The organism is Streptomyces sp. NPDC001401 (assembly GCF_042895385.1).
Classification (GTDB): domain Bacteria; phylum Actinomycetota; class Actinomycetes; order Streptomycetales; family Streptomycetaceae; genus Streptomyces.
On the sequence record NZ_JBIAWI010000007.1, the window covers coordinates 168,672 to 192,883 of the forward strand.

At 71.0% G+C, this 24,212-nt stretch carries 25 protein-coding genes and 1 pseudogene; 11 read left to right on the forward strand and 15 right to left on the reverse strand.

Going from position 1 to position 24,212, the window contains the following annotated elements; genetic code table 11:
• Window positions 1–138: 138 nt before the first annotated feature.
• Both ACFY10_RS24180 and ACFY10_RS24185 read right to left on the reverse strand, forming a co-directional pair.
• Window positions 139–888: a YqjF family protein gene (locus tag ACFY10_RS24180; RefSeq protein ID WP_390667262.1), complete on the reverse strand. Its 750-nt coding sequence runs from the start codon at window positions 886–888 to the stop codon at window positions 139–141.
• Between the two features lie 79 nt (window positions 889–967).
• Window positions 968–2,023, reverse strand: coding sequence for a LacI family DNA-binding transcriptional regulator (locus ACFY10_RS24185; protein WP_390667263.1), 1,056 nt, complete (start codon window positions 2,021–2,023; stop codon window positions 968–970).
• Between the two features lie 192 nt (window positions 2,024–2,215).
• On the opposite strand from ACFY10_RS24185, the gene ACFY10_RS24190 reads away from it, so the two are divergent.
• Window positions 2,216–3,268 carry a cellulase family glycosylhydrolase gene (locus tag ACFY10_RS24190; RefSeq protein ID WP_390667264.1) on the forward strand — a complete coding sequence of 351 codons (1,053 nt, stop codon included), beginning with the start codon at window positions 2,216–2,218 and terminating at the stop codon, window positions 3,266–3,268.
• Window positions 3,269–3,346: 78 nt separating this feature from the next.
• Here the strand turns inward: ACFY10_RS24190 and ACFY10_RS24195 are convergent, their stop codons facing one another.
• From ACFY10_RS24195 to ACFY10_RS24205, 3 genes are read right to left on the reverse strand one after another with little or no spacing between them, the layout of a single operon-like run.
• Window positions 3,347–4,165: an SAM-dependent methyltransferase gene (locus ACFY10_RS24195; protein WP_390667265.1), complete on the reverse strand. Its 819-nt coding sequence runs from the start codon at window positions 4,163–4,165 to the stop codon at window positions 3,347–3,349.
• Between the two features lie 50 nt (window positions 4,166–4,215).
• Window positions 4,216–4,476 carry a DUF397 domain-containing protein gene (locus tag ACFY10_RS24200; RefSeq protein ID WP_390667266.1) on the reverse strand — a complete coding sequence of 87 codons (261 nt, stop codon included), beginning with the start codon at window positions 4,474–4,476 and terminating at the stop codon, window positions 4,216–4,218.
• Complete coding sequence (locus tag ACFY10_RS24205) at window positions 4,473–5,351, reverse strand: helix-turn-helix domain-containing protein (RefSeq protein ID WP_390667267.1); 879 nt, start codon at window positions 5,349–5,351, stop codon at window positions 4,473–4,475. Before ACFY10_RS24205 ends, ACFY10_RS24200 begins: the two co-directional genes overlap by 4 nt.
• Before the next feature lie 188 nt (window positions 5,352–5,539).
• On the opposite strand from ACFY10_RS24205, the gene ACFY10_RS24210 reads away from it, so the two are divergent.
• On the forward strand, window positions 5,540–5,980 hold the full coding sequence (locus tag ACFY10_RS24210) for an ATP-binding protein (RefSeq protein ID WP_390667268.1): 441 nt from the start codon (window positions 5,540–5,542) through the stop codon (window positions 5,978–5,980).
• Window positions 5,981–6,001: 21 nt separating this feature from the next.
• Here ACFY10_RS24210 and ACFY10_RS24215 read toward each other — a convergent pair whose 3' ends face one another.
• On the reverse strand, window positions 6,002–7,240 hold the full coding sequence (locus ACFY10_RS24215; protein WP_390667269.1) for a PP2C family protein-serine/threonine phosphatase: 1,239 nt from the start codon (window positions 7,238–7,240) through the stop codon (window positions 6,002–6,004).
• Between the two features lie 249 nt (window positions 7,241–7,489).
• Here ACFY10_RS24215 and ACFY10_RS24220 point away from each other — a divergent pair, with 249 nt between their 5' ends.
• Window positions 7,490–8,302 carry an SAM-dependent methyltransferase gene (locus ACFY10_RS24220; protein WP_390667270.1) on the forward strand — a complete coding sequence of 271 codons (813 nt, stop codon included), beginning with the start codon at window positions 7,490–7,492 and terminating at the stop codon, window positions 8,300–8,302.
• Window positions 8,303–8,316: 14 nt separating this feature from the next.
• On the opposite strand, the gene ACFY10_RS24225 is transcribed toward ACFY10_RS24220, so the two are convergent.
• Together ACFY10_RS24225 and ACFY10_RS24230 are read right to left on the reverse strand one after the other, a co-directional pair.
• Window positions 8,317–8,718, reverse strand: coding sequence for a hypothetical protein (locus ACFY10_RS24225; RefSeq protein WP_390667271.1), 402 nt, complete (start codon window positions 8,716–8,718; stop codon window positions 8,317–8,319).
• Window positions 8,719–8,791: 73 nt separating this feature from the next.
• Complete coding sequence (locus ACFY10_RS24230; RefSeq protein ID WP_390667272.1) at window positions 8,792–9,214, reverse strand: hypothetical protein; 423 nt, start codon at window positions 9,212–9,214, stop codon at window positions 8,792–8,794.
• Between the two features lie 221 nt (window positions 9,215–9,435).
• On the opposite strand from ACFY10_RS24230, the gene ACFY10_RS24235 reads away from it, so the two are divergent.
• The gene (locus ACFY10_RS24235; protein WP_390667273.1) at window positions 9,436–10,278 is read left to right on the forward strand and encodes an SMP-30/gluconolactonase/LRE family protein; all 843 of its coding nucleotides are present in this window, start codon (window positions 9,436–9,438) and stop codon (window positions 10,276–10,278) included.
• A gap of 9 nt (window positions 10,279–10,287) precedes the next feature.
• Here the strand turns inward: ACFY10_RS24235 and ACFY10_RS24240 are convergent, their stop codons facing one another.
• Together ACFY10_RS24240 and ACFY10_RS24245 are read right to left on the reverse strand one after the other, a co-directional pair.
• Complete coding sequence (locus tag ACFY10_RS24240) at window positions 10,288–11,460, reverse strand: acyl-CoA dehydrogenase family protein (protein ID WP_390667274.1); 1,173 nt, start codon at window positions 11,458–11,460, stop codon at window positions 10,288–10,290.
• A gap of 106 nt (window positions 11,461–11,566) precedes the next feature.
• The gene (locus tag ACFY10_RS24245; protein WP_390667275.1) at window positions 11,567–12,745 is read right to left on the reverse strand and encodes a CdaR family transcriptional regulator; all 1,179 of its coding nucleotides are present in this window, start codon (window positions 12,743–12,745) and stop codon (window positions 11,567–11,569) included.
• A gap of 205 nt (window positions 12,746–12,950) precedes the next feature.
• On the opposite strand from ACFY10_RS24245, the gene ACFY10_RS24250 reads away from it, so the two are divergent.
• From ACFY10_RS24250 to ACFY10_RS24270, 5 genes are all read left to right on the forward strand, one after another.
• Window positions 12,951–13,880 (forward strand): substrate-binding periplasmic protein, encoded by a 930-nt coding sequence (locus ACFY10_RS24250; protein WP_390667527.1) that lies wholly within the window; start codon window positions 12,951–12,953, stop codon window positions 13,878–13,880.
• A 9-nt stretch (window positions 13,881–13,889) separates the two neighbouring features.
• The gene (locus ACFY10_RS24255; RefSeq protein ID WP_390667276.1) at window positions 13,890–14,645 is read left to right on the forward strand and encodes an amino acid ABC transporter permease; all 756 of its coding nucleotides are present in this window, start codon (window positions 13,890–13,892) and stop codon (window positions 14,643–14,645) included.
• The gene (locus ACFY10_RS24260) at window positions 14,642–15,436 is read left to right on the forward strand and encodes an amino acid ABC transporter ATP-binding protein (protein WP_390667277.1); all 795 of its coding nucleotides are present in this window, start codon (window positions 14,642–14,644) and stop codon (window positions 15,434–15,436) included. Before ACFY10_RS24255 ends, ACFY10_RS24260 begins: the two co-directional genes overlap by 4 nt.
• Window positions 15,433–16,698 (forward strand): NAD(P)/FAD-dependent oxidoreductase, encoded by a 1,266-nt coding sequence (locus ACFY10_RS24265; protein WP_390667278.1) that lies wholly within the window; start codon window positions 15,433–15,435, stop codon window positions 16,696–16,698. The genes ACFY10_RS24260 and ACFY10_RS24265 overlap by 4 nt, the downstream gene beginning before the upstream one ends.
• Before the next feature lie 63 nt (window positions 16,699–16,761).
• Window positions 16,762–17,103 (forward strand): hypothetical protein, encoded by a 342-nt coding sequence (locus tag ACFY10_RS24270; protein WP_390667279.1) that lies wholly within the window; start codon window positions 16,762–16,764, stop codon window positions 17,101–17,103.
• A gap of 19 nt (window positions 17,104–17,122) precedes the next feature.
• On the opposite strand, the gene ACFY10_RS24275 is transcribed toward ACFY10_RS24270, so the two are convergent.
• Window positions 17,123–18,502, reverse strand: a complete 1,380-nt coding sequence (locus tag ACFY10_RS24275; RefSeq protein ID WP_390667280.1) for a Tat pathway signal sequence domain protein — start codon at window positions 18,500–18,502, stop codon at window positions 17,123–17,125.
• Between the two features lie 354 nt (window positions 18,503–18,856).
• Between ACFY10_RS24275 and ACFY10_RS24280 the strand changes: the two are divergent.
• A pseudogene (locus tag ACFY10_RS24280) lies at window positions 18,857–19,783 on the forward strand (glycoside hydrolase family 16 protein); the annotation flags it as partial.
• Between the two features lie 29 nt (window positions 19,784–19,812).
• Here ACFY10_RS24280 and ACFY10_RS24285 read toward each other — a convergent pair.
• The gene (locus ACFY10_RS24285; RefSeq protein WP_390667281.1) at window positions 19,813–20,523 is read right to left on the reverse strand and encodes a type 1 glutamine amidotransferase; all 711 of its coding nucleotides are present in this window, start codon (window positions 20,521–20,523) and stop codon (window positions 19,813–19,815) included.
• 142 nt (window positions 20,524–20,665) lie between these two features.
• Between ACFY10_RS24285 and ACFY10_RS24290 the strand changes: the two genes are divergently transcribed.
• On the forward strand, window positions 20,666–21,385 hold the full coding sequence (locus ACFY10_RS24290; RefSeq protein ID WP_390667282.1) for an HAD family hydrolase: 720 nt from the start codon (window positions 20,666–20,668) through the stop codon (window positions 21,383–21,385).
• Here ACFY10_RS24290 and ACFY10_RS24295 read toward each other — a convergent pair.
• From ACFY10_RS24295 to ACFY10_RS24305, 3 genes are all read right to left on the reverse strand, one after another.
• Entirely contained in the window at window positions 21,342–21,599 is a 258-nt protein-coding gene (locus ACFY10_RS24295; RefSeq protein WP_390667283.1) for a hypothetical protein, read from the reverse strand. The two genes, ACFY10_RS24290 and ACFY10_RS24295, sit on opposite strands and share 44 nt — an antisense overlap.
• Before the next feature lie 229 nt (window positions 21,600–21,828).
• Entirely contained in the window at window positions 21,829–22,401 is a 573-nt protein-coding gene (locus tag ACFY10_RS24300; RefSeq protein ID WP_390667284.1) for a MarR family winged helix-turn-helix transcriptional regulator, read from the reverse strand.
• A gap of 79 nt (window positions 22,402–22,480) precedes the next feature.
• Window positions 22,481–24,184, reverse strand: a complete 1,704-nt coding sequence (locus ACFY10_RS24305) for an amidohydrolase (protein ID WP_390667285.1) — start codon at window positions 24,182–24,184, stop codon at window positions 22,481–22,483.
• Window positions 24,185–24,212: the final 28 nt, after the last annotated feature.

Consider the following 24,212-nt stretch of genomic DNA (forward strand, 5'->3'; position numbering starts at 1 on the left):
ATCGTTGTGGATGTGGCGGCCGGTGAACAGCCGTCGGTGTCACCTCATACCCCTGTGGTACGCCGGTCCGTCCGGGGCGAGCCGGACGGCGGTAACTGCCGCCCCGGAAGGCAGGTACCTCTTGGGCTCCCGCATCCTCTAACGGGCGGGGGACGGCCGCACGGCGGACGGTGTCCCGAACCGGACCGAGACGCCCGGCGAGTAGAGCACGCTGACCGGCGCGTCGGTCATCCGGGGCAGGCCGGCGGCTGTGATCAAGTCGTCGTCCAGGTCGAGCAGTTCGGCCCGGTGCAGCGGCCAGGGTGCGTGCTCGTTCGGCAGGTGGACCGTGCGGCCGTGCCAGGGGACGTGCATGCCCCAGCGGGCGGTGAGGAACAGCTCCAGCGGCGTGGGCTGGGCTATGGGCGCGCCGGGTCGCACCACGACCCGGCTCCTGGGGCCGCGGCCTGCGGATCGTCCGCGGCGGCAGGTGTAGGTGAGCGTGTCCTTCTCGCGGTGCAGGCGCATCGCCGACCAGACATAGGGCAGCCGTACGCCGAGCCGCCCCACCAGCACGGGCAGCAGCCGGGTCGCGTCCAGCGAGCGGAACACGACACCGCGGCGGCCCTGCTCGTCCACCGAGTACAGCCGCACGTTCGTCTCGCAGAACGTTCCCAGATACGGCAGACCGGGCCCCGGGCCGAGGCCCACGCCGCGCATCAGGAACGGCACCAGCCCGACGTAGGTGAGCCCGTCGAGGGTGTCGGGCCGGGTCCCGGCGGGCAGCAGTCCGGCCACCCGCTGCGGCTCCACCGGCCAGTGCAGGAAGGTCAGTCGGTGCCAGCCCTGCACCAGCGTCGGGCGGCGCACGGGCCGCGGGGTGGACGGGGTGACCGGTTCGATCTCCATGCCCAGCCTTGTAGCACGCGGGCAGCGGCCGTCCGCTCGAACGGGCCCGGGTTTCCCTGCGCTGTGCGCAAGAGCACAGTCATGGACGCCGGTCGGGCGGCGCCGCGGTGCTGTGCCTGATCACCAGGCTGGTGGGGACGAGATCGGTGCCGGGCTGCGAGCCGCCGCGGGTGCGGATCTGCTGCAGGGCGCCCTGGACGCAGCGGCGGCCGACCTCGGCGAAGTCCTGGTGGACGGTGGTGAGGGGCGGCACGAAGAAGGCGGCGTCGGGGATGTCGTCGAAGCCGACGACGCTGATGTCGTCGGGCACGGTGAGGCCGCGTTCGTGGAAGGCGCGCAGCAGCCCCAGCGCCATCTGGTCGTTGGAGGCGAACACGGCGGTGCAGTCGGGCTGTTCGGCCAGTGCGAGGCCGGCCGCGTAGCCGGACTCGGCCGACCAGTCGCCGTGCAGGGGCGGCGGCGCCGGGCGTCCCGCCTCCTCGAGGACCGTGCGCCAGGCCTGGGTCCGGCGCTGTCCGGCGAAGGACGTCTCCGGGCCGGTCACGTGCCAGACGGTGCGGTGGCCCAAGTCGAGCAGGTGGCTGACGGCCTTGCGGGCGCCGTCGGCCTGGTCGGTGTCGACCACGCTGTAGCGGTCGCCGGCGTCGGAGTCCACGACGACGACGTGCACGCCGGGCGGCAGCTGGACCGTGCCGGTGTCCAGCAGATGGATCTCCATGATGACGATGACGGCGTCGACGGCCAGCTCGCCCATGCGTGTGAAGGCGCCCAGCACGTTGTCCTGGGTCGGGACGTCGATGGGGATCAGGGTGATCGCGTACCCCTCGGCCGCGGCATGCGTGGCGATCGCCTCCACGGTGCGGCTGTTGCCCGTCGAGGACAGGCTGAAGAGGATCACGCCGATGGTGTTGAACTGCCCGTAGCGCAGGGCGCGTGCCGCGCTGTTGGGCCGGTAGCCCAGGTCCCGCATCGCCGCGAGCACCTGCTCCCGGGTCGAACTGATCACCCCGGGATAGCCGTTGGAGACCCGCGAGACCGTTTGGGACGAGACGCCCGCTCGCTGGGCGACATCGGCCATGGAGACCCGCTGCTTGCGGCGCCCGCCCGGAACGCCGGTGCTGCCCCGTTCCACCACTGGTGCCTCCCTCGGTGCCCCGACCTGTTGCGCGACGCACCGGATGTTACGCGTGAGGAGCCTTGACGGCCGCTGGGGCGGATGCCACGATTCCGGCGCCGCCGAGTTTACGTAAACATCCGTTGCGACGACAGCGCATGTTTACGTAAACACGCGGGGCGCCGAGCCGCCGTCTCCTGAAAGGCCACGTCGATGCGCAAGACCCCCGCCACGAACCGCCTCGCTCCCCGGCTGCGTGCCGCCTGTGCGGCGGTCGCGATCGCCGCGGTCGGCGGCGCGACCCTCACCGGCAGCCCCGCCTCCGCCGCGCCGGCCGGCACCACCCAGTTCAAGGGCGTCAACTGGGCCGACCCCCGCGACAACTACGCCAACGACCCCGTCGTCCTGTCCGGGCTGTCGCTCTCCGACACCTACGCCCAGACCTACGCCAAGGCGAGCCGGGTCATCTCGGCGTTCCGCGCCAACCTCGGTGCCAACACCGTCCGCCTGCCCATCAACCCGTACACCGTCAACGGCTCCTACTGGAAGTCGTATCGCGGCGTGATCGACGCGGCGACGGACAAGGGCTTCAAGGTGATCGTGTCCTACTGGGAGGGCACCGGCGCCCAGAAGGACGGCTTCATCGACGACGAGGCCACCTACTGGCCGATGTGGGACACCGTCGTCAAGGCCTACCAGGGCAACTCGAAGGTCTACTTCGAGCCGATGAACGAGCCGCACGGCTACACCGACACCCAGTGGGCCGACATCGCCGCCAAGTGGCTGTCGACGTACGGATCCGTCCCGCGGGGCCGCGTCTTCGTCAGCGGCGCCGGCTACAACGACCACGTCACCTCGGTCTGCGCCGACCCGCGGCTGAAGGGCACCTATCTCTCCCTGCACCACTACGGCTTCTGGAAGGACTACGCCACCTACGACCAGTGGGTGGCCGACCTCAAGGAGCGCATCGGGAACTGCGCGAGCCGTACCGTCGCCGACGAGTTCGGCGCCCCGATGACCACCGGCCTCGACTACAACAAGCCGGACGCCACCAACAACTCCATCAACTTCATCCAGGCCGACACCGACACCTTCCGCAAGCTCGGGATGGGGTCCGTCTACTGGCCCGGTCTGCGCACCGACGACACCTACTCGATCCAGAAGCTGATCGGGGACGCCGCCCGCCCCTGGCTGGCCACCACCAACCAGTCCGGCGCGGACCGCCTCGCCTGGGCCTGGGGACACGGCAGGCCCGTCCAGCCCTGACCCGGCCGACGCCGGGACGCCGGACGGCCCCGGACCTGCTCGGGTCCGGGGCCGTCCGGCGCCCCGTTCACCTCGCGGCTACGGCTTGATGCCCACCCCGGTCCAGAGGCTGACCTCGATGTCGGTGGGCTCCGTCGCCCCCTCCTCCCGCGGCTCGGGGCGCCAGCGGTGACCCACCTCGATGCCCGGCTCGAGCAGCTCGAGCCCCTCGAAGAAGCGGCCGACCTCGTCCCGGGAACGGACCTGGGCGGGCGTCCCGGCGGCGACGTAGATGCCGACCAGCGTCTGCCAGGTCACCGGGTCGAAGTCCGGCGTGCAGTGGCTGATGGCGAGCGCACTGCCCGAGGGCAGCGCCTCCATGAGGCGGGCCACGATGCCGTACGGGTCGAGAGCGTCCGGCACGAAGTGCAGCAGCGCGTTCAGGGACAGCGCGACCGGCTGCGTCAGATCCAGTGCCTCGTGCAGTTCGGGGGCGGCGAGGATCGCCTCGGGGTCGGTGAAGTCGGCCTGGATGTACGTCGTGCGGCCCTCGGCGGTGGAGCGCATGAGGCGTTCGGCGTACTTGAGGACGAGCGGGTCGTTGTCGGCGTACACCACCCGGGCATCCGGCACCACGGCCTGCGCCACCTGGTGCAGGTTCGGCTCGGTGGGGATGCCGGTGCCGATGTCCAGCCACTGCCGGATGCCGTGCTCCCGGGCCAGCACACGGGTGGCGCGGTGCATGAACGCGCGGTTCTCCCCGGCGCACACGAAAATCGCCGGGAACACCTCCGCGACCTTCTCCGCGGCCTGCTTGTCGACCTCGAAGTGGTCCTTGCCGCCGAGGTAGTAGTCGTACATCCGGGCGGAGTGGGGCCTGCTGGTGTCGATGTCCCGCGCGGCGTGCGAGTTGGTCATGCTGTCCCTTTCGGTGGTGTGCGTGGGGGTGTGGGGGCGTGCCGGAAAGGTCAGCCGGCCGTCAGGTGGTCGGCGAGGCCCCGTTTGACTCCCGCGACGAACGCGGTGATCTCCTCCGGGGTGTAGATCAGCGCGGGGCCGGCGGGATCGGTCGACTGCCGCAGGGCCACCCGGCCGTCGGCCAGCTGCTTCGTCTGCACGCACTGGCCCCCGTTGGGACCGCTCCACGGAGACTCCCAGCCCTGTTCCCCGAGGTCCGACGCCGGCATGCCGTTGTAGACGTCGCGGACACTGCCGTCGACGCTGGTCATGAGTACTCCTTTCGCATGCGGTTCAGGAGCGCCCTGCTGTCCGTGTCCGAGGTCAGCAGGGACATGCGGTTGTGTGCCTCGAGATGGGCCGCGACGTCCGAGCGCTGGTCCAGGTACATGGCACCGGAGAGGATCTCGCTGTAGACGATGTCGGGCAGCTCCGGCTCCTTGAACCGGAAGTAGGTGAAGGGGGCGCACGCCCCGACGTGGGCGCCCGCGGCGAACGGCACGACGTCGACGCTGACGTGCTCCAGCTCCGAGACCTCCAGGAGCCGGTCGATCTGCTCCCGCATCACCTCGGGGCCGCCCACCACCCGGTGCAGCACCGTTTCTTCGAGCACCACCCACAGCGTGGGCGCGTCCGGTCTCTCCAGCAGGCCCTGGCGGCGCAGCCGCAGATCCACCCGCCGCTCCAGGTCCTCCTCGCTGCCGCCCGGGAAGCCGCCGCGCAGGACCGCGCGCGCGTAGTCGTGGGTCTGCAGCAGCCCCGTCACATAGTGCGGCTCGTACGTGCGCAGCGTCGTCGCCCCGCTCTCCAGGCTCACGTAGCCGCTGAACCAGTTCGGCAGCACATCGCGGTACACGTGCCACCAGCCGGGCTCGTTGGCCCGCTCGGCGAGATCGACGAACTCGTCGATCTCCTGCCGGTCGGCCCCGTACGTCTCCAGCAGCTTGTCCACGTAGATGGGCTTGAGGCCGACCTCCGCCTTCTCCAGGCGGCGGATCGTCAAGGACGTCACCCGCAGGGCCTTGGCCGCGTCGTCCAGCGTCAGGCCCGCATCCTGGCGCCGCTCCTGCAGCCGCCGGCCGAGGATCATGCGCAGAACGGTGGGTGCGCTGGGGCCGCTGCCCGCGCTGGACCGACCTTCGTTCACGCCCTACCTCCTGAGTGACCGTCACCGGACCGCTACCGACAGCGACTTGGGGAAGTCGCCGGACCGATACCGGCCCCATGAAATTATCAGGCAGCTGGTTGCAGCTTGAACTGGCCTGTGAGCATAGTTACTTGTGTGAATCGTTTCGGCGATTCACTGCGCGCCCGCTCCCCACGGAAGGCAACTGCGTGTCCCCCCACACGACTTCCTCCCCGCAGCTGTTAGACGCCCCGAACCCGGAGCGCACCCACTGGCTCGAACTGCCGCCGCACCGCTCCAGCATCAGGATCGCCCGCCGCTCCGTCGCCGCGCGGCTGAGCTCCTGGCGCCTGCCGGGCGACCTGTGCGCGGACGCCGTCCTGCTCGTGTCCGAACTGGCCACCAACGCCGTACGGCACACACTCAGCGCCCGCATCCTGTGCGGCATCGGGCTCATCACCGAGGGGTGCCTGCGCCTGGAGGTGCACGACCACGACCGCACGGACCGCGGCCTGCCCCGCTGCGAGCCGGACCCCGACGACGAGAGCGGCCGTGGACTGCTCATCGTGGAGGAGATCGCGGACAGCTGGGGAGTCGACCGGTCCAGACTCACCGGCGGCAACGCCGTGTGGGCGCACCTGACGGCCTGAGAGCCTGCCGGGGAAGGGCGTTCAGTCCTTCTCGGGCGTCAGCTCGGCGAGCAGCAGGGTGCGGTCGTCGGCGGCGGCCGTGGCGGAAGGGGTGCGCAGCAGCCGCCGGCACATGGACTGCAGCGGGTCCCGCTCGCCGGCGGTCACGGGCTCGACGGCCGCCGTGTCCAGGGCGCGGGCGAGGCGGATGATCTCCTGGTCGATGTCGGCGTCCCGGGACTCGACCAGGCCGTCGCTGTAGAGCCCGAGCAGGGAGGGTTCGTCCACGGTCAGTACGGTCGCCTCGTAGCTGCCGGTGCCCAGCCCCAGGGGCAGGCCCGGGCTGGCGAGCGCGACCGGTGCGGTCCGGCCGTCGGGGCCGCGCAGCAGTGGGGGCGGGTGGCCGGCCCCCACCAGGGTGCAGATGCGCTGCCGGGGGTCCCACTCGGCGTAGATGCAGGTCGCGAAGGAGGCGCCGGGGGTGTCGCAGGCGAGTGCGTCGAGGCGGCGTATGAGATCGGCCGGAGGGATGTCGAGGGCGGCCAAAGTGCGGACGGCGGTGCGCAGCTGGATCATCGCGACGGCGGACTCCGGGCCGTGCCCCATGGCGTCCCCGACGACGAGACTGACCCGGTCACCCGGCCGTTTCAGCACGTCGAACCAGTCACCGCCGATGATGTTGCCCTGCCCGGCGGGCAGGCAGCCGTGAGCGATCCGGCAGCCCTCGACCTCCTGTGCCGTGCCGGGCAGCAGGCTGCCCCGGATGGCCAGGGCGGTGCGGCGCTCGCGCTCGTAGCGGCGCGCGTTGTCCAGGGCGATGGCGGCCCGTGCGGCCAGCGACTCCACGGCCACGACGTCGGGCGGCCGGAAGGGGGCCCGGTCCGCGCTGCGCGAGCAGGCGACGAAACCAACTGCGGTGCCCCGCAGTTGAAGCGGCACGACGAGAAAGGAAGCCACCCGCAGCAGGTCCTCGATCCGCGCGTCGCCGGCCCCGGAAGCGACCAGCCGCTCGGACGTGTGCGGGTCGACCGCGTCGAGCAACTGCGCGTGCCCGGCGGCGAGAGCACGGGCGTACGGCGTCTCGCGCGGGAACACGATCACCTCGCCGACCGGCAGCACACCCGCCCAGTCCTCCACCGCGTCCGTGCCGATGCGCAGCGCCAGGCGGCGCGCCTCTATCTGGGGCGGGTCCGCGACGGCGTACGCGTTCTCGTCGCGCAGCCAGCGCTCCAGCAGGTAGATCGATGCCGCGTCGCAGAAGCCGGGAGTCAGCGCATGCACGACATGGCTGCCGGTCAGCCCCAGGTCGAGTTCCGAGCCGATGGCGTCGGCCGCGGGGGAGAAGACCGACCGGCGGGGGGAGGGCGGTACGGCGGGGGGTGCGTCGGTGCGGCTGCGTGGTTCGTTCCGCAGGGGTCGTGCCTTTCCGGGTGGGGGGCTCCGGGCACGCGGCGATGAGGGTGGCTCGTCGTGTGTCGTCGGCCACTATATGATGACGCGTCAAGGCCCCTGGTCGGAAAGGGAGTTGTAGTGCTCGACAACGAACGAATTCCGCCGGGGACCGATCCCGACAAGGCGAGTGTGGCCCGCATGTACGACGCCATGCTCGGCGGGCAGCACAATTTCGCCATAGACCGGGAGGCGGTGGCGGCCGTCACGGGCATCGACCCTCAGGTGCGCACGCTGGCCCGGGCCAACCGCGCCTTCCTCGGACGAGCCGTGCGCCACCTGGTCGACGCCGGGGTGCGGCAGTTCATCGACCTCGGCTCGGGCATCCCCACCCAGGGCAATGTGCACGAGGTGGCCCAGACGGCGAGCCCCGGGGCCCGGGTGGTCTACGTGGACAAGGACCCCGTGGCCGTGGCCCACAGCACCTCCCTGCTCGCCGACAACCCGGACGCGGACATCGTCGACGCCGACATCCGCCGGCCGGCCGACGTCCTGGCCTCCCCGAAGCTGCGCAAACTGATCGACTTCGAGCAGCCCGTCGCCGTCCTGATGGTCGCGATCCTGCACTTCGTCACACCCGAGGAGAACCCCGCCGGCATCGTCGCCGCCTTCCGCGACGCCCTGCCCGACGGCAGCTGGCTGGCACTGACCCACGCCACGAACGAGGACCGCCCGGAGACGGCCGCCGCCGTGAGCAAGCTGTACAGCGCCAGGGCCACCTCCCCGGTCACCGCCCGCTCCCACGACGAGATCCACGACCTGTTCACCGGCTTCGACCTCGTCGAGCCGGGCCTGGTCCACGTACCCCTGTGGCGCCCGGACCAGGGCGACCGGATCCCGGACAAGCCGTCGGAGTACTGGGTGTACGCGGGAGTCGGCCGCAAGTCTGCGTAGCCCGGCGGCACGGCTCAGCACTGCGGGATCTGTGACTTCCAGGTGTTCGGGCCTCCGGTGTCCAGGTACCAGTCATTGACATAGCCGTCGCCGATACCGTTGTCGACCCGCATCCAGTAGCGGTAGCCGTGGCCGTCCGCGTCCGGGTCGCCGGTGGTCCAGCAGATCAGGCCGAGTTCGTCCCCGTTGTGGTGGTGGCCGAAGACCGGCGACTCCGCGGCGCCGTAGCCGGGGGCGGTGCGCACGGCCAGATAGGAGCCGGCGTCGATGCCGGTGACGTTGGCGCACACGGCCGGGTCGCCGGAGATGCTGCACGAGTGGATCGCGGCGCCGGCCGGCCCCGCGCCGGCGAGGACGGCCGAGGCGGCGGCGGTCAGGGCGATGCCCGTCGCGGTGAGAGCACGCAGACGAGTCATGAGGGTTCCCTCCGTTGGTTCGGCTGGTTCGACTGGACCGGTTGGATCGGTTGGTTCGGTTGGACCGAAGGGATCAGGCGCACTGGGGGACCTGGGACTTCCACACGCCCGGGCCGCCGCTGTCGAGGTACCAGTCGTTGACGTAGCCGCTCGCGCTGCCGGTGGAGACCTGCATCCAGTAGCGGTAGCCGTGGCCGTCCGCGTCCGGATCGCCGGTGGTCCAGCAGTCGAGCTCCAGCCACTGCCCGTTGCCGAACCGGGCCACCGCCGCGGCGCCGTAGCGCGGTGCGGTGCGCATCACCAGGGACGAGCCCGCATCGATGCCGATCACCTGGGCGCAGCGCGCCGGGTCGCCCGGGCCGGCGCCGGGGCACGGGCGCGGATCCGCCTGCGCGGGCGCGGCCGTGAGCAGTCCGGCCCCGGCGAGCAGGACGACGGCCGCCCCCGCGGCAGCCGCCGATCCCAGCCGGGAGCCGATCGGTCGTGACGTCAGCATCGGTTCCTCCAATCGATTGCCGATGATCAATGACCATGGCATCGAAGGAGGGAGGAGACATCCTGTGAAGTCTCAGGGTCCCCGCTGACCAGGGGCCGGCGCCCTGTGTCCGGGCCGTGGAGCCCTCCCGGCCCACGCGCCTGTCGAATCGGCGCACCGCTCTTCGTGTAGAGAGTGAGAGGCCGGCCCCGGGCCGGCCCGAGCGAAGGGCTGTGAGGACGATGACCCAGGTATCCACGCTGCTCACCGGCCGAGGCCTGGTCGAGTCACCCCGCTGGCACGGCGACCGGCTGTATTTCTCCGACTGGACCGCCGGCGAGGTCGTCGCCGTCGATCCGGCCGGCCGCAGTGAGGTCGTCGCACGGGTGCCGTCGCTGCCCCTGTGCACCGCCTGGCTTCCCGACGGCCGACTGCTGATCGTCTCCTCCGCGGAGGGGCGGCTGCTGCGCCGCGAGCCCGACGGCAGCCTGGCCGAATACGCGGATCTCTCCATCCCGGGCTGGAACGACATCGTGGCGGACGGCCGCGGCAACACCTACGTCAACCGCGCCCACTTCGACCCGATGGCGGGAGAGGACGTCAAACCCGGCTCCGTCCACCTGGTCGCCCCCGACGGCTCGGTGCGCGAGGTGGCCGACGACATCGCGTTCCCCAACGGCATGGCGGTCACCGCAGACGACGCCACCCTGATCGTCGCCGACTCCTACCGCCACCAGCTGCTCGCCTTCGACATCGAGGCCGACGGCACCCTGTCCCACCGCCGTGTCTGGGCCGACCTGGGCGAGGGCGTCCCGGACGGCATCTGCACCGACGCCCAGAACGCCGTCTGGTACGCGGACGTGCCGAACCGGCGCTGCGTGCGCGTCGCGGAAGGCGGCACCGTCCTGCAGACCGTGACGCTGGACCGCGGGGCGTTCGCCTGCGCGCTCGGCGGCCCCGACCGCAGGACGCTGCTCATCACCGCGGCACGCTGGCAGGGCATGACCGAGACCGAGATGGTCGCACCCGGAACCGGTCAGGTGCTCGCCGTTCCGGTCGAGGTGCCGGGAGCGGGACGGCCGTAGGGCCGTGCCTCACAGGAACGGCGTGCCCGCATCGAGCCCCGACAGGACCCGGCCGTAGATCTCCAGATTGGTCGCGGGATTGACGAAGGAGTGCAGATTCAGGGCCTGCACATCGCGCACCGCCCGCTGGATGGGCACCTCCCGGTGCAGCGAGGACGCCCCGGAGGCGGAGGCGATCAGGTCGACGGCCTCCTTGCACAGCCGTGCCACATAGCCGCTCTGCGCCCGGATCCTGGCGCGCTCCTGAAGCGTGTACGGCTCGCCGGCCTCGATGCGGGCGACGAAGTCGCTGGTCAGCAGCTCGGCGCAGGAGATCTTCAATGCCGCCTCGGCCGCCTGGAGATGGGTGACGGTCGCCTCGTGCTGCCGCTGGTGGAACGTGTAGGTGATGCCCCGCCGATGGATGCGCCCGGTGAACTCCTCCAGAGCCGCCCGCGCCAGGCCGAGTGCGTTCGGTGCCGTCCAGGCGCAGAACATCAGCAGGACGGGCATCCGGTAGAAGGGATCGTCGGCGTTGGACTTGGAGGGGAACTCGCCGTTCAGGAGAGGCCCGACGGGCAGCACACGGTGCGCGGGCACGAAGACGTCACGGGCCACCACGCTGTTGCTGCCGCTGCCCGCAAGACCCGAGACGTGCCAGTCGTCGAGGATCTCCAACTCGGCCATGGGTACGGCGGTCCACAGCACCTCGGGCGGCCCCTCGCCGGATTCCACACGGGTCGTCAGCAGGTGCCAGTCGGCGTGCCGGCAGCCGGTCGCGAACCCCGAGGTGCCGTTGACGACGTAGCCGTCAGCTGTGGCGACCGCCGTGGCGTCCGGGATGAGGGTGCCGCCCACTCGTACGTCGGGACTGGTGAAGATCTCGTCCTGTGCCTCGTCGGGGAAGAGCGCCGCGATGAAGGCGCAGCCGGCCTGGATCAGGGCCGTGAAGGCGGTCGAGCCGCACGCGGCGGCGATCTCGGTCAGCGTGTCGACCTGGGTGCGCGGCCGGGTCTGGTAACCGCCGTACCGCCGGGGGACGTTCATCCGGTAGATCCCGGCGTCCGTGAGCGCCGCGACGACCTCGCCCGGCACGCTTCGCTCCTGCTCGGTACGGAGTGCGTGCTCGCGGATGAACGGAGCGATCGCCGTTGCGCGTTCGACGATGCCGGCGTCGGAACGTGGTGCTGACGACGGAGCCATGGACGACCTCCGGGCACTCCGGACACGACGGGCCCTCACCGTGACCCGGATCGTGTGCAGTGTCAACGCCGCGTGCAGTGGCCGGAGTTGAGAAAATGGGGGCGCGTCAGCCACTGCCCATCTGGTCCGCCAGACAGGCAAGGTAGAGGGCCGTCGTGGTGCGGTGCTCGCGCAGCGGCCGTCCCGTGATCTGCTCGATCTTGTTCATGCGGTAGACGACAGTGTTGCGGTGGATGTGCAGGGCGGCGGAGGCCCGTACGAGGTTGAAGCCGCTCTCGCACCAGGCGGTGATCGTCTCGCGGAGCGCCGGCCAGTCCGGCTGGGCGCGCAGATCGGCAGTGGTGAGGTCGACCAGACGGTTGCGGGCGGACTGGTTGACCGCGGCCAGCACCTGGTGGACCCGCAGACCGGCGATCAGCTGGACGGGGGAGTCCCCTGCCGAACGCCCGCCCAGGCGCAGCGCGTCGCAGGCGTCCTGGTAGGAGTCGTGCAGACCGCCGACCGAGGAGGCGGGCTCGCCGATGCCCACGCGGGCCGTGAGACCGTCCTGCGCGGCGATGACGTCGACGACCCGTCGGCAGTCCGCGACCAGGGAGTCCGTGCGGCGGCGGGCCGGAACGCGGTGCAGGACACCGATCCACCCGGGCGCCGTACCGGCGACGACGTCCTGCGGGTCGGCGAAGACCTCGCGGACGGTGCGCAGCAGTTCCGTGCGGACCAGCGCCACATCCTGGGTGGGGGCGCCCCGGCGGCGCGCGGTCCCCTCCGGCACGGTCACCTCGATGGCCACCGCGACCCGCTGCAGCCGCAGGTCGAAGCCGAGTTCGGCGGCGCGGAACGCCAGGAAGTCGCCCTCGACGACCTGGGGATCGTAGGAGGCGATATCGGCAAGCAGCTTCTCCGCCGCCCGCTCCGAGAGCAGACGGGAGCGCAGCATCACGGACTCCCTCAGCAGGATCTCCGTCTGCCGCTTCACCAGCAGCCCGAAGCGGCGTACCTGGGCGGGGGTGCCGGTGATTCCGACGGTGCCCACGGCCTGGCCGCCCGCGACCAGCGGCAGCGTGACGCCGGGGCGTACCCCGCGCAGCTGCTGGGCCTGCGAGGCGTTGTGCGTGGCGGGTTCCTGGGTGCGGACCACCTCGACCGACGCCTCGTGGAACGAGCCGACCCGGCTGCTGTCGCCGCTGCCGATGACCATGCCCTCCGCATCGGTGATCAGCACGTTGAAGCCGATGACGGCGGAGGTGTCCCCGGCGATCTCCTGCGCGAGTGACGGGCTCAGCACGATGGTTCCTCCCGGGTGCGGGAGCGGTTCGGGGTTGGACGCACCGTACAGGGGGTCGCGCGATTCCGGCCACAAGTTCGTACGAAGTGAACGGTGACGCGCCGCCGGACCGATCTCTAGCGTATGGGCCCAATCAACCTCCCGCCGAGGGCACAGCGCGGTGAACGGCGGGCCCCCTCAGTGCCGATACGGAAGGCCCGTGCCGATGATCCGTGTGCGCTCAATCGCTGCCGCTCTGTCCGCGATGTTCATGTTGTCCACTGTCGCCGCCTGCAGCTCCGGCGACGACTCCCCGAAGAACGTGTCCGCCAAGACCGCAGCCCTGGGCACGCTCACGCCCGGCGTCCTCAAGGTGGCCGTCCAGCCGTACGCGCCCTACACCACCGTCCAGGGCGGCAAGATCGTCGGCCTGGACGGCGACATCCTCACCCACGTGGCCAAGAAGCTGGGCCTCCAGGTCAAGCCGCAGGTGACGGACTTCGCCGGGATGCTCGCCGGAGTGCAGACCCGCCGCGTGGACATCACCATCGGCGGTGTCGCCTGGACCGCCGACCGCCAGAAGCAGGGGCTGTTCACCGATCCGCCCTACTACTCGCCCCCGGCGATGGCCGTCCGCAGCGGCAAGACCTACAAGACCGTCGACGACCTCAAGGGCCTCAACCTCGGCACCGTCGAGGGCTACGTCTGGGTCAAGTCCATCCAGTCCGTGCCCGGCGCCGAGCTGCACGCCTACCCCGACGCCACCGGTGTCTTCGACGACCTCGGCGCAGGCCGCGTCGACGTCGGCTTCCTCGACCCGCTGATCATCATCGCCGCGCAGAAACAGCGCCCGGAACTGAAGATCAGGACGGAGTACCTGACACCGCCGACCGCCGCCGAGGTCAAGGCCAAGCCCGCCTACCAGTACTTCCAGCCGTACCAGACCGGCTTCTACCTCCCCAGGAAGACCACCGGGCTGGAGAAGGCGATCTCCGCGCAGATCGACGCCATGTACAGCAACGGCGAGATGGCCGAGCTCGTGAAGAAGTACGGCGGCGACCCCGAACAGTTCCTCAAGCCCGCCGCCGACGTCGCCACCGCGCGCCGCGGAGTGGACCGGCCGGCCAACTGGACGCCGCCGTCCATCGGCCAGTGAGGAGCTGACATGTCCGGCCTCTTCCAAGTCCCCTGGTCCGACTACCGGTCCGACCTGCTCGACGCGCTCTGGCGCACCGTCTCCTACACCGCCGTCAGTTTTGTCGGAGCGGTCCTCCTCGGCCTGGCCGTCGCGCTGCTCCGGCTGAACCGGGCCTGGCCCGCACGGGCCGTGGCCGCCGTCTACACCGAGGTGTTCAAGAACGTCCCGCTGCTGGCCATCATCTTCCTGACCTACTTCGGCCTGGCCTCGGCCGGGATCCGGCTGGACGTGTTCACCGCCGGCTGCCTCAGTCTCGTCGTCTTCTACGCCGCCTACCTGTCGGAGATCTTCCGCGCCGCGATCAGCGGCGTGCACGCCGGACAGACGGAGGCGGGCGAGGCGCTCGGCCTGGGCAGGGCGGGCATCTTCGCCCATGTCGTCCTGCCGCAGGCCGTCCGGCAGGCCCTGCCCGGCACCAACACCATGCTGGTCGACCTGCTGAAGTCCACCTCGCTGCTGGTCACCGTCTCCGCCGCCGAGCTGATGTCGGAGGGCCGCCTCATCACCTCGGCCACCTTCCGGGCACTGGAGGTGTACCTGGTCATCTCGGCCATCTACTTCGCCCTGTGCTACCCGCTCTCCCAACTCCTGCTGCTGCTGGAGCGGAAGGTGCGCGCCGGCGTCCCCCTGTCCCCCTGGCGACGGCGCCGGGTGCGCGCCGCGCGTGCGCTGCTCGCCGCCGACCCCGTCGCGGCAGCCAACCCGAAAGAGGCGGCCGTATGACCGAGCCCGTCACCACGGCGAAGACCGTGCCAACGGCCCCCACCGAGGCCGTCGTACGGATCGAGGGCCTCAGCAAGTCCTTCGACGGCCGTCTGGTGCTCGACAAGGTGAACCTGGAGGTCGACCGCGGCCGCATCGTCAGCGTCATCGGACAGAGCGGAGGCGGCAAGACGACCCTCATGCGCTGCGTCAACCTCCTCGAACGCCCCGACCAAGGAACGGTGGAGGTGGTCGGCGAGATGGTGCACAGCGGAGGCCGCACGGTCTGCCGCGACCTGCCCAGGCTGCGCCGCACCGTGGGCATGGTCTTCCAGCGCTTCAACCTCTTCCCGCATCTGACCGCCGTGGAGAACGTCGTCCTGGCGCAGCGCAGGGCCGGCGTCCCGGAGCAGGAGGCGCTGGAGCGGGCTGTCGCACTGCTGCGCCGGGTCGGTGTGGCGCACCGCGGCCTCGCCCAGCCGGACCAGCTCTCCGGCGGAGAACAGCAACGCGTCGCCATCGCCAGGGCGTTGGCGCTCCGCCCCGAGGTGCTGCTCTTCGACGAGCCCACCTCCTCCCTCGACCCGGAGGCCACCCGTGAAGTGCTCGGCGTGATGCGCGAACTGGCCGCCGACGGCATGACGATGCTGCTGGTCACCCACGAACTGCCCTTCGCCCGCGAGGTGTCCGACCACGTCGTCTTCGTCGACGGCGGCCGCATCGTGGAGGAGGGCGCGCCCCAGGACGTCCTCGACCGCCCCGCTCAGGCCCGCACCCGGGAGTTCCTCGCCGCCTACGAGTCGGCGTCATGACCGCCCCCGTGGTGGTGCTCGGCGGCGGCGTCGTGGGCCTGTGCACCGCGTACTACCTGGCCGAGGCGGGCCTCGAGGTGGAGGTCGTCGAACGGCGCGGCCTCGGCTCCGGAGTCTCCCGGGGCAACGCGGGCTGGATCTGCCTCAGCCACTCAACACCCGTACCGGCACCAGGAGTTGTCCGGTACGCACTGCGCTCGCTCGGGCGACCGGACTCGCCCCTGTACCTGCGCCCCCTGCCCGACCCGGCCTTCGTCCGCTGGCTGTGGCGTTTCTGGCGCAGCAGCACCCCGGCCGCGTTCAGGCGCGGCTACACGGCGATCGCCGAGCTGAACCGCACCACCTTCGATCTCTTCGACGGCCTGCGCGAGGCGGGTGTCGGGACCACCCTGACCCGCCCCGGCATGGTCCACGCCTTCCTCTCCCCGGCCGAGGCCCGCCACCACCTCGCCGTACAACGGGAGATGGCCGACGGCCGCTACCCGCTGCCCGACGACGTCACCACGGGGGAGGAGGCGCGGCTGCTGGACGACGCGCTGTCGGCCGGGGTGCGTGCGGCGTATCTCGTGGAGGGAGAAGGCGTGGTCGACCCGGAGGCATTCGCCCTCGGGCTCGGACAGGCGCTGGCCACAACCGGAGTCAAGATCCACGAGAACGCGGAGGCGGTGGGCTTCCGGACGACAAGCGGCCAAGTCACCGCGGTACGCACCGACTTGGGTGAGATTCCCTGCTCCTTTGTCGTGATCGCGGCCGGCATGCGGTCCTCGCGCCTGCTGGGCGCCCTGGGCCACCGACTGCCCCTCCAGGCCGGCAAGGGCTACAGCTTCTCCGTGGATCTGGACCCCGCCCCCCGGCACACCCTGTACTTCGGTGAACGCCGGGCCGTCGCCTCGCCGATCGGCGGCACCACCCGCATCGGCGGCACGATGGAGCTGAGCGGCAACAACAACCGCCTGGACTGGCGCCGAGTCGTCGCCGTGGCCCTCGCCAGCCGCCACTACCTGGGCCGCTGGTTCGACGACCCGGACGACCTCGTCGGCCTGATCCGCGACCCCTGGGTCGGCGGCCGCCCATTCCTCCCCGACGGCCTCCCGGTCATCGACCGCGTCCCCGGCCACGACAACGCCTACGTGGCCACCGGCCACGGCATGCTCGGCGTCACCCTGGGCCCGGTCACCGGCCGCCGGCTCACCGAGTACGTCCGCACCGGGCGGCGCCCCGAAGCCCTGGAGCCGTTCCGCTTCGACCGGCTGCGGCGCTGATCCCGACGTGGTTCAGTGGGCGGGCGGCGTACCGGTATCGCCGCGGGGCACGGGAGGAGCCGTATGACGCCGGCGGAAGAGCACTTCGACGACCTGGTGACCGAGCTGCTCGGCCTCCCCGGGGTCACTCCTCCCGGCGGCACCGGCTTCGGCCGGAGCGCGCTGCGGGTGCACAACAAGATGTTCGCGATGCTGGTCCGCGGGCGGCTGGTGGTGAAGCTGCCCAAGGAACGGGTGAACGCGCTCGTCGATGCAGGGGAGGGGGACAACTTCGACGCCAACAAGGGCACGCCCATGAAGGAGTGGTTCACCCTCTCCCCGGAATCCGCCCTGGACTGGTCACCACTCGCCCGGGAGGCCCTGGCGTTCGTCGGCGGACAGACGAAGGGCGCCGCCGGCGGTTGAGGCCGGCCGCCCGGAGGGCTCAGTGACCCCGCAGCGGATTGGCGCGGGCCGCCGCCAGCAGGTACCAGGCCGTGGCGCCCGTGTGCCGGTACGGGTAGTAGCCGAAGCCGAAACCGGTGTCCAGCGGACTGCTGGCCGAGACCACACCCGACCGTTCGGGAAGGGCCTTGCTCCCCACGGTCTGACCCGCGCCGAGCCGGTCCTGGGCCCGCTCGATCGAGGCGATGAGGCGCGCCGCGCGCCGTTCGTCCCCCGCCGCGCCGCGCTCCCGCAGGGCCAGCGCGAGGTGGGCGGTGCCCTCGAACCACACGCCGTTGCGGTCGGGTCTGGGCTGGGAGGGTGCGATGGGCGCGTCCTCGTTCGCCAGGAGTGATGCCGAGCTGAAGGTGACACCTTCGTACGACTGCCCGGCGGGGACCGTGCTGTTGGGTCGGTCGGCGGTGTCCAGCACCGCGAGGTTGCCCGCCGCCCAGTCCACCGACCGGGCACGACGGCGGTCGTGGAGCGAGAGACAGCTCCAGGTCTGGGTGTCCTCGGGGACCGGGGAGGTGTTGACGGTGACGCCGTCGTTGGTGCCGGTGTGGAAGAACCCGCCGGCTTCGTTCCACATCTTGTCGAGGAAGGCCTCGGCGCGGGCGCGCCGCTCCAGCCAGACGCCGTCCCCGGTGAGCCGGGCGAGACGCAGGAACAGGCACGTCAGATCGATGTTGTGCTCGGTGGAGGTGAAGGGCAGTTTCTTGTCGGCCCCGTCGACCCCGAACTTGTAGCCGCCGAGCGGCTCGTCGGTCCGGGCGTGTGCCTCCACCCATTCACCGATCCGTACGGCACCTGCGAGGAAGCGGGCCGCCTTCGTACGGCCGGCCAGTGCAGCGAGCGCGATGCCTGCCCACGCCATGTCACCGACTGCCGTACCGGTGAAGCCGAATTGGGTGCCGACGTTCACGGTGCCGTCCGCGCGCACAAAGCCGTCCGGCTGCGGTGAACCGTCGTAGAAGACGTAGGGCCCCACGTTGTACGCCTGCCGAAGCCTGCCGTCCGTGTGCTGCGGGTCGTGGGCCTGGGCGTAGAGCAGCGCGTCCCCGAGAGCGATGGCTCTGGCGCGCGACCCGGGGCTGGAGTGGGCGAGGTGGGCCAGGATCGCGAGGGCGTTGTCGTAGGTGAACGCGGTGCTGAAGAGCCCGGCCTGATCGGCGTAGCTCTGGGCCAGGCGGATGCTGCCGTGGTCGGGGTAGCCGTCCATGGCCGCATCGAGGAAGGCATAGCCGCGCATCCTGGCATCTTCCGCCTCGGCGGCGGGAGTTGGGCCGGTGGCCGCGCGAGCCGTGCCACCGCCGAACACGGCCAGGGCGGCAGCGGCGCTCCCGGCCCCGATGATCGTCCGGCGGGCGATCTCGGCCATGGCTGCTCTCCTAGGGGTCGGTGACGCTGTCCGGTCCCAGAGCGCTCTGAGAGCGCTCTCAAGTGGCCACATTCTGCTGGCGCGGGCGGGGGTGGTCAAGGTGATGTGCGGGGGAAGTGGTGTCTGGGTGTCGGGTGTGGCGGTGGGGCGACTCGCGCCCCAACTCCCCGCGTCCCGCCCGGTCTTCACCAGTCGGTCACAAACGTGTAGTTGAGAGCGCTCTCAGTCATAAGCATTGACGGCCTCCACGACGAGCACCACAGTGACGGACGCGGTTTCTGCTGAAGCCGTTACCTCCTGTTCCCCCCACCTCGTGGAGGTCATCCCGTGTTGCGCAACAAACATGCAAGGAAGATGCGTCGGCCGCTGAGGGCGGCGATCGGAGTGCTGGGCGGGCTCGCCCTGCTCGGCGGCGGTCTGTACGGCCTCGCCAGTGCCGACGTGCCGCCAACTCCGGGCGGCTGGAGCCTGGTCTGGAGCGACGACTTCTCCGGCTCGGCGGGCGCCCCGCCCTCCGGTGACAACTGGATCACCGACACCGGGACGAGTTACCCGGGCGGCGCCGCGCACTGGGGCACCGGCGAGGTGCAGACCTACACCTCGGACCCGGCCAACCTGCAGCAGGACGGCGCCGGGCATCTGAAGATCACCCCGATCAAGGACGCGTCCGGCAACTGGACCTCCGCCCGGATCGAGACCCGGCGCAGCGACTTCGAACCGCCGGCCGGAGGCAAGCTGCGCATCGAAAGCCGCATCCAGGTCCCCGACGTCACCGGCGACGCGGCCGACGGCTACTGGCCCGCCTTCTGGACCCTGGGCGCCCCGTTCCGCGGCAACTACCAGAACTGGCCCGGCATCGGCGAGTTCGACATCATGGAGAACGCCAACGGCGTCAACAAGGTCTTCGGCACCCTCCATTGCGGCACCAACCCCGGCGGCCCCTGCAACGAGACCAACGGCCTGGGCGCCAACAGGGCCTGCCCCGACACCGCCTGCCCCGGCAACTTCCACACCTACGCCTTCGAGTGGGACCGCAGCGTCTCCCCGCAGCAACTGCGCTGGTACGTCGACGGCGTCCAGTACCACTCCGTCAACGCCTCCCAGATGGACGCATCCACCTGGAACGCCGCCACGGGCCACGCCCACTTCATCCTGCTGAACCTGGCGATGGGCGGCGCCTTCCCCGACCCGCTCGCCGGACACGCCACGCCGAGTTCGTCCACTCGATCCGGCGTGCCGATGCTGGTGGACTACGTGTCGGTCTCCAGCTCGGCCGGCGGTTGAGGCGTCCCCGGTGCGGCGTGCGTGCGTCAGCCCGTTGCACCCGCCACCCGATCGAGGAACCTGTCGACCAGGTGGCGGGCGTTGGCCCGGGCGGTCGCCTCCAAGTCGCCACTCCGGGCGAGGAGTTGGACGGGGTCGACGCCGTGCCGCAGCGCCTGCTGCTCACCGCCGTTCGCCAGCCACCCGCGCAGCATCCACAACGTGACCTCCGGATGGAACTGCACCCCGAGACTCCGCCCGACCCGGAACGCCTGCACGCCCACCTCGTTCCGCGCCAACTCCTCGGTGCCCGGCGGCGGTACGCAGCGGTCGTAATGCCACTGCATCCAGGGGCCCCGGCCCACCAGCGAGGCGTCGTACGTGTCGATCTCGGTCCAGCCGATCTCGGCGCGCGGCGACGGCTCGACCGAGCCGCCGAGGGCAGTGGTCAGCGCCTGCGCGCCGAAGCACACCCCGAGCACCGGTACGCCGAGGTGGTGGGCCTTGCGCAGCAGCGCGAGCTCGCCGCCGATCCAGCTGCCGACGGCCGCCTCGTCGTACACCGACCAGGGCGCGCCGAGCGAGACGACGAGATCCCAGTCGGCGGCGTCGGGGAAGTCGAAGACCACGTCCGGCGCGTGGTGGCGGTGTTCGGGCACGACGGTCACGGTGGTGAGCTCGTAACCGCGCTCCACGAGCCGGGCTCCGACCAGGCCGGGCTCGGTCATGTGGTCGTGCTGGATGACGAGTGCGCGCACGGCGGGGCTCCTCGGCTGGCGGCGGGAATTCTGCAAGCGTGTCCGAACCTGTTGTTTGAGGTCAAATGATAGCGATGTTGTGGGCCGGGAGCCATGGTTGCCGGACATCGCGTACGACGAGGGCCACTGACATGATCAAGGCATGACCAGTGACCTTGACCAGCCCGGTTCCGGCAAATGCGTCCTCTTCGACGTGGACGGCACATTGATCGATGCCGTGGACAACCAGCGTCGGGTCTGGGCGACGTGGGCGGGACGATACGGACTGGACGCGGCTGAGGTCCATCAGGTGGCGCTGCGGACGCGACCGATGGAGACCTTCGCAAAGGTGGCTCCGGACCGGGATCCGGGGGAGTGCCTGGCTGCCCTGCACGAGTTGGAGGACGACGACGTCCGGTCCGGCGTCTATACGGCCTTCGACGGCGCGTCGGAGTTGCTGGGCGGTCTGCCTCCGGGGTCGTGGGCGCTGGTGACCTCCAACTACGAGCACCGGGTGCGCGGGCGATTTGCCCGGACGGGCCTGCCGTTCCCGAGCGTCATCGTGGACGCCGCCGCGGTGGACGAAGGCAAACCCTCGCCCGTCCCTTTCCTGCTGGCCGCAGAGCGGCTGGGTGCCCGGCCCGAGGACTGCCTGGTCGTCGAGGACGCGCCGTCCGGAGTCGAGGCAGGACTGCGGGCCGGCATGACGGTGTGGGGCGTCAACTCCGCGACTGCGGTGGTTGGCGTGCACCGTCACTTTGTGAGCCTGCGGGCAGCGGTCGCCGACATCTTCGCCTTCGCCGGGCTGGAGGCGGTGACGAGTGCGGTGCCGAGACTGCTCACTGACCGCGACGGCGACGGCGCACGAAGAGAATCGCCGTGATCGCTACCGCGGAGGCGCTCAGTGCAACGACGACCGCCCCCAGCGCAACGGCCTCGTTGCCCTTCGCCCCGTCCGGAACCGTCGCCGCGGGTGCGGGGCCGACCGACTCGATGTCCAACTCGGCGATCTCAGCACGCAATTGGTGCGTGAGTCGCTCGGCGGGCTCCGGGTCCAGCTCGGGATCGAACGCGATGGACAACAGCACCTGCATCACGCCATCCGAACCGGATCTCCCCGGTCCGTGGTCCGTGGTCCGTGGAATCCTCAGCCTGCACGAGTCCCCCGATTACGAAGAGTCTCAATGCCGTTCCTCACAGTGTGACGAAGGGCGACTGCCGACGGCAGCCCTTCGCCCTCATTTGCCCATCGGACAACCCGATGCATGATCCGCTGGACAGAACCGCAGTCACCGCTCGCCGTTGGCACGAACAGCCCGCCGAATCTCAGCCCTTGGCCCGCCGCCCACTCCGCCGAGGCGCCGGCTCCGCCCCGTTCAGCAGGGACTGGCGGCGTTCCTCGCCGTTCTCCTCCACCTGGAGCACCACCCGGCGCAGGCCCTCCGCGAGGGTGCGGCACTCCTCGTCCGTCAACTGGCCCGTGACGAAGGCTTCTTCCTCGTTGAACGCCGGGAACAGGCGCTGCATCAGCTGCTCGCCCTCGTCGGTGAGGCTGAGCAGGACCAGCCTGCCGTCCGACGGGTGGCCGGCCCGCCGGATGAGTCCGCGTGACTCCAGGGTGCGCGACACGCCGGTGAGCGTCCCCTTGGAGATGCCCGCCTCCTCGGCCACGTGCCGGGTCTCCGACTCACCCCACACCCATACGACCCACAGCACGACGAACGCCGTCCAGGTCAGATCGGAGCCGCGCAGTACGGAGTTCTCCACGTGCTGGCGCACCGCGGAGGCGGCCCGGTAGATGTTGGCCACGGCCGCCATCTGGTCCCGGCGTATCGGGGTGCCGCCGAGTTTCGCCGCGGCGAGCTTTTCGGCTTCGGTGATGGATCGCTGGCCGGGCACGGGCGCTCCCTCGCTCTTCTTCGAACGCTTTCTTCGGCCGTCTTCTTTGACCGTTCGGGATCAAATTGTACGAGGGGACCTAGCGCTCGTGGACGATGCGTCCGTCGAACACCGTCAGGTCCACCTCCGCGTCCGTGATCTCGTGCGGGTTCAGAGCAAGCAGCGGGCGGTCCAGGACGCACAGGTCCGCGACCTTGCCCGTCTCGATCGAGCCTTTCCACTCCTCGGCGAAGTCCTGACGCGCCGCATTGATCGTGTACGCCCGCAGGGCCTCGGCCAGACTGACGCACTGCTCCGGTCCGCTCCTGCGGCCGCTCGCCTTCGACTCCCGCAGCATCATCGCGGCCACGCCCTGCCGCCAGTCGGGCTCGGTGATCGGCGCGTCGGAACTGGCGCAGACCGCGACCCCGGCTTCGACGGCGGACCGAACGGGCCACTGGTACGCGGAGCGCTCGGGCCCGACGACCTCGTCCATCAGGTCGGAGATGGTCCACTTGATGGCGGGGTTCATGTTGATGCCGTAGCCGTGCGCGGCGAGCTTGGCGAGGCTTTCGGCGCCGACGAAGTCGCCGTGGATGACGTAGTGGCGGGCATCGGGCCGCGGGGCGGCCTCGTTCGCGGCGACGAAGGCGTCCACGACCGTGTCGATGGCGCGGTCGCCGGTGACGTGCACGCCGAGCTGGAAGCCCGCCTCATGGGCGATGCGGATCATCTCGCGCAGCTCGTCGACCTGGAGCGCGGGGGTGTCGCCGTGCACGCACAGCGCGCCGTGGCCGCCGTCGGCGTAGGGCTCGTTCATCCAGGCCGTACGGTTCGGCGGTACCCCGTCGCCGAAGATCTTGACGCCGATGGCGCGCAGCAGGCGCGGGTCGGCGGACTCGGGACGGCGCAGCTCGGCCAGCCCTTTGCGCAGGTCGTCGGCGGAGCCGCCCATGGGCGCGGGCAGCAGCAGGACGCTTACCCGGGCCCGCAGCTCGCCGGCGGCGGCGAGGTCGGCGTACGCGGTCCAGTTGTCGGTGCTCAGGCCGCCGAAGAGGGTGGTGGTGCCGCCGGGGCCGAGACCGGGCTCCGTGTAGCTGGTGATGCCGCGGGAGTGGAGCTCGGCGATCACGTTCTGGATGGCGTGGCGGCGCTGGGCCAGGGTGGGGGAGGGCAGCGCGGCCTGGACAAGGCCCTGGGCGGCCTCGCGCAGGATGCCGGTGGGTTCGCCGTCCGGGTCCAGGTCGATCACGCCGCCCGGCGGGGGCGCGCTCGCCGCGTCGATGCCGCACTGCCGTAGCGCCGCGCTGTTGACCCACACCATGTGCGAGGAGAAGTCGGTCAGACAGACCGGATTGTCCGGCGCGACCGCGTCCAGGTCCCGGCGGTGCGGAAAGCGGCGCGGGTCGGCGAGACACTCCGCGAGATAACCGGGGTCCCAGCCCAGCCCGACGAGCCACTCACCGGGCCGGGCCGCGCGCACCGCCCGTTCCACGGCGGCCGCGATGTCGGCGATCGAGCCCACCGCCGGGTGCCCGACGGCGATGGCGAACGGCGGCTTCGTCATACCGTACGCCGCCCCGTGCAGATGGGAGTCGTTGATGCCGGGCAGGACGGTCCGCCCGCCCAGTTCGACGACCCGCGTGCCGGGCCCGGCCAGGGCGCGGATCTCGGCGTCGCCGCCGACGGCGACGATGCTCCGGCCGCGCACGGCCACGCCCTCGGCCACGGTGAAGCCGTCGTCGACGGTCAGGACCTGGCCGCCGGTCAGGATGAGGGTGGGGGTGGGAATGCTGTCGTTCACGCGATACCTCTCTGCGATACGAAGGTCG

Excerpts from the sequence above, each read along its gene's own strand:
- ACFY10_RS24180 (WP_390667262.1), bottom strand. The coding sequence starts at position 888 with ATGGAGATCGAACCGGTCACCCCGTCCACCCCGCGGCCCGTGCGCCGC.
- ACFY10_RS24190 (WP_390667264.1), top strand. The coding sequence starts at position 2,216 with ATGCGCAAGACCCCCGCCACGAACCGCCTCGCTCCCCGGCTGCGTGCC.
- ACFY10_RS24195 (WP_390667265.1), bottom strand. The coding sequence starts at position 4,165 with ATGACCAACTCGCACGCCGCGCGGGACATCGACACCAGCAGGCCCCAC.
- ACFY10_RS24200 (WP_390667266.1), bottom strand. The coding sequence starts at position 4,476 with ATGACCAGCGTCGACGGCAGTGTCCGCGACGTCTACAACGGCATGCCG.
- ACFY10_RS24225 (WP_390667271.1), bottom strand. The coding sequence starts at position 8,718 with ATGACTCGTCTGCGTGCTCTCACCGCGACGGGCATCGCCCTGACCGCC.
- ACFY10_RS24230 (WP_390667272.1), bottom strand. The coding sequence starts at position 9,214 with ATGCTGACGTCACGACCGATCGGCTCCCGGCTGGGATCGGCGGCTGCC.
- ACFY10_RS24235 (WP_390667273.1), top strand. The coding sequence starts at position 9,436 with ATGACCCAGGTATCCACGCTGCTCACCGGCCGAGGCCTGGTCGAGTCA.
- ACFY10_RS24240 (WP_390667274.1), bottom strand. The coding sequence starts at position 11,460 with ATGGCTCCGTCGTCAGCACCACGTTCCGACGCCGGCATCGTCGAACGC.
- ACFY10_RS24250 (WP_390667527.1), top strand. The coding sequence starts at position 12,951 with ATGATCCGTGTGCGCTCAATCGCTGCCGCTCTGTCCGCGATGTTCATG.
- ACFY10_RS24255 (WP_390667276.1), top strand. The coding sequence starts at position 13,890 with ATGTCCGGCCTCTTCCAAGTCCCCTGGTCCGACTACCGGTCCGACCTG.
- ACFY10_RS24260 (WP_390667277.1), top strand. The coding sequence starts at position 14,642 with ATGACCGAGCCCGTCACCACGGCGAAGACCGTGCCAACGGCCCCCACC.
- ACFY10_RS24265 (WP_390667278.1), top strand. The coding sequence starts at position 15,433 with ATGACCGCCCCCGTGGTGGTGCTCGGCGGCGGCGTCGTGGGCCTGTGC.
- ACFY10_RS24270 (WP_390667279.1), top strand. The coding sequence starts at position 16,762 with ATGACGCCGGCGGAAGAGCACTTCGACGACCTGGTGACCGAGCTGCTC.
- ACFY10_RS24275 (WP_390667280.1), bottom strand. The coding sequence starts at position 18,502 with ATGGCCGAGATCGCCCGCCGGACGATCATCGGGGCCGGGAGCGCCGCT.
- ACFY10_RS24290 (WP_390667282.1), top strand. The coding sequence starts at position 20,666 with ATGACCAGTGACCTTGACCAGCCCGGTTCCGGCAAATGCGTCCTCTTC.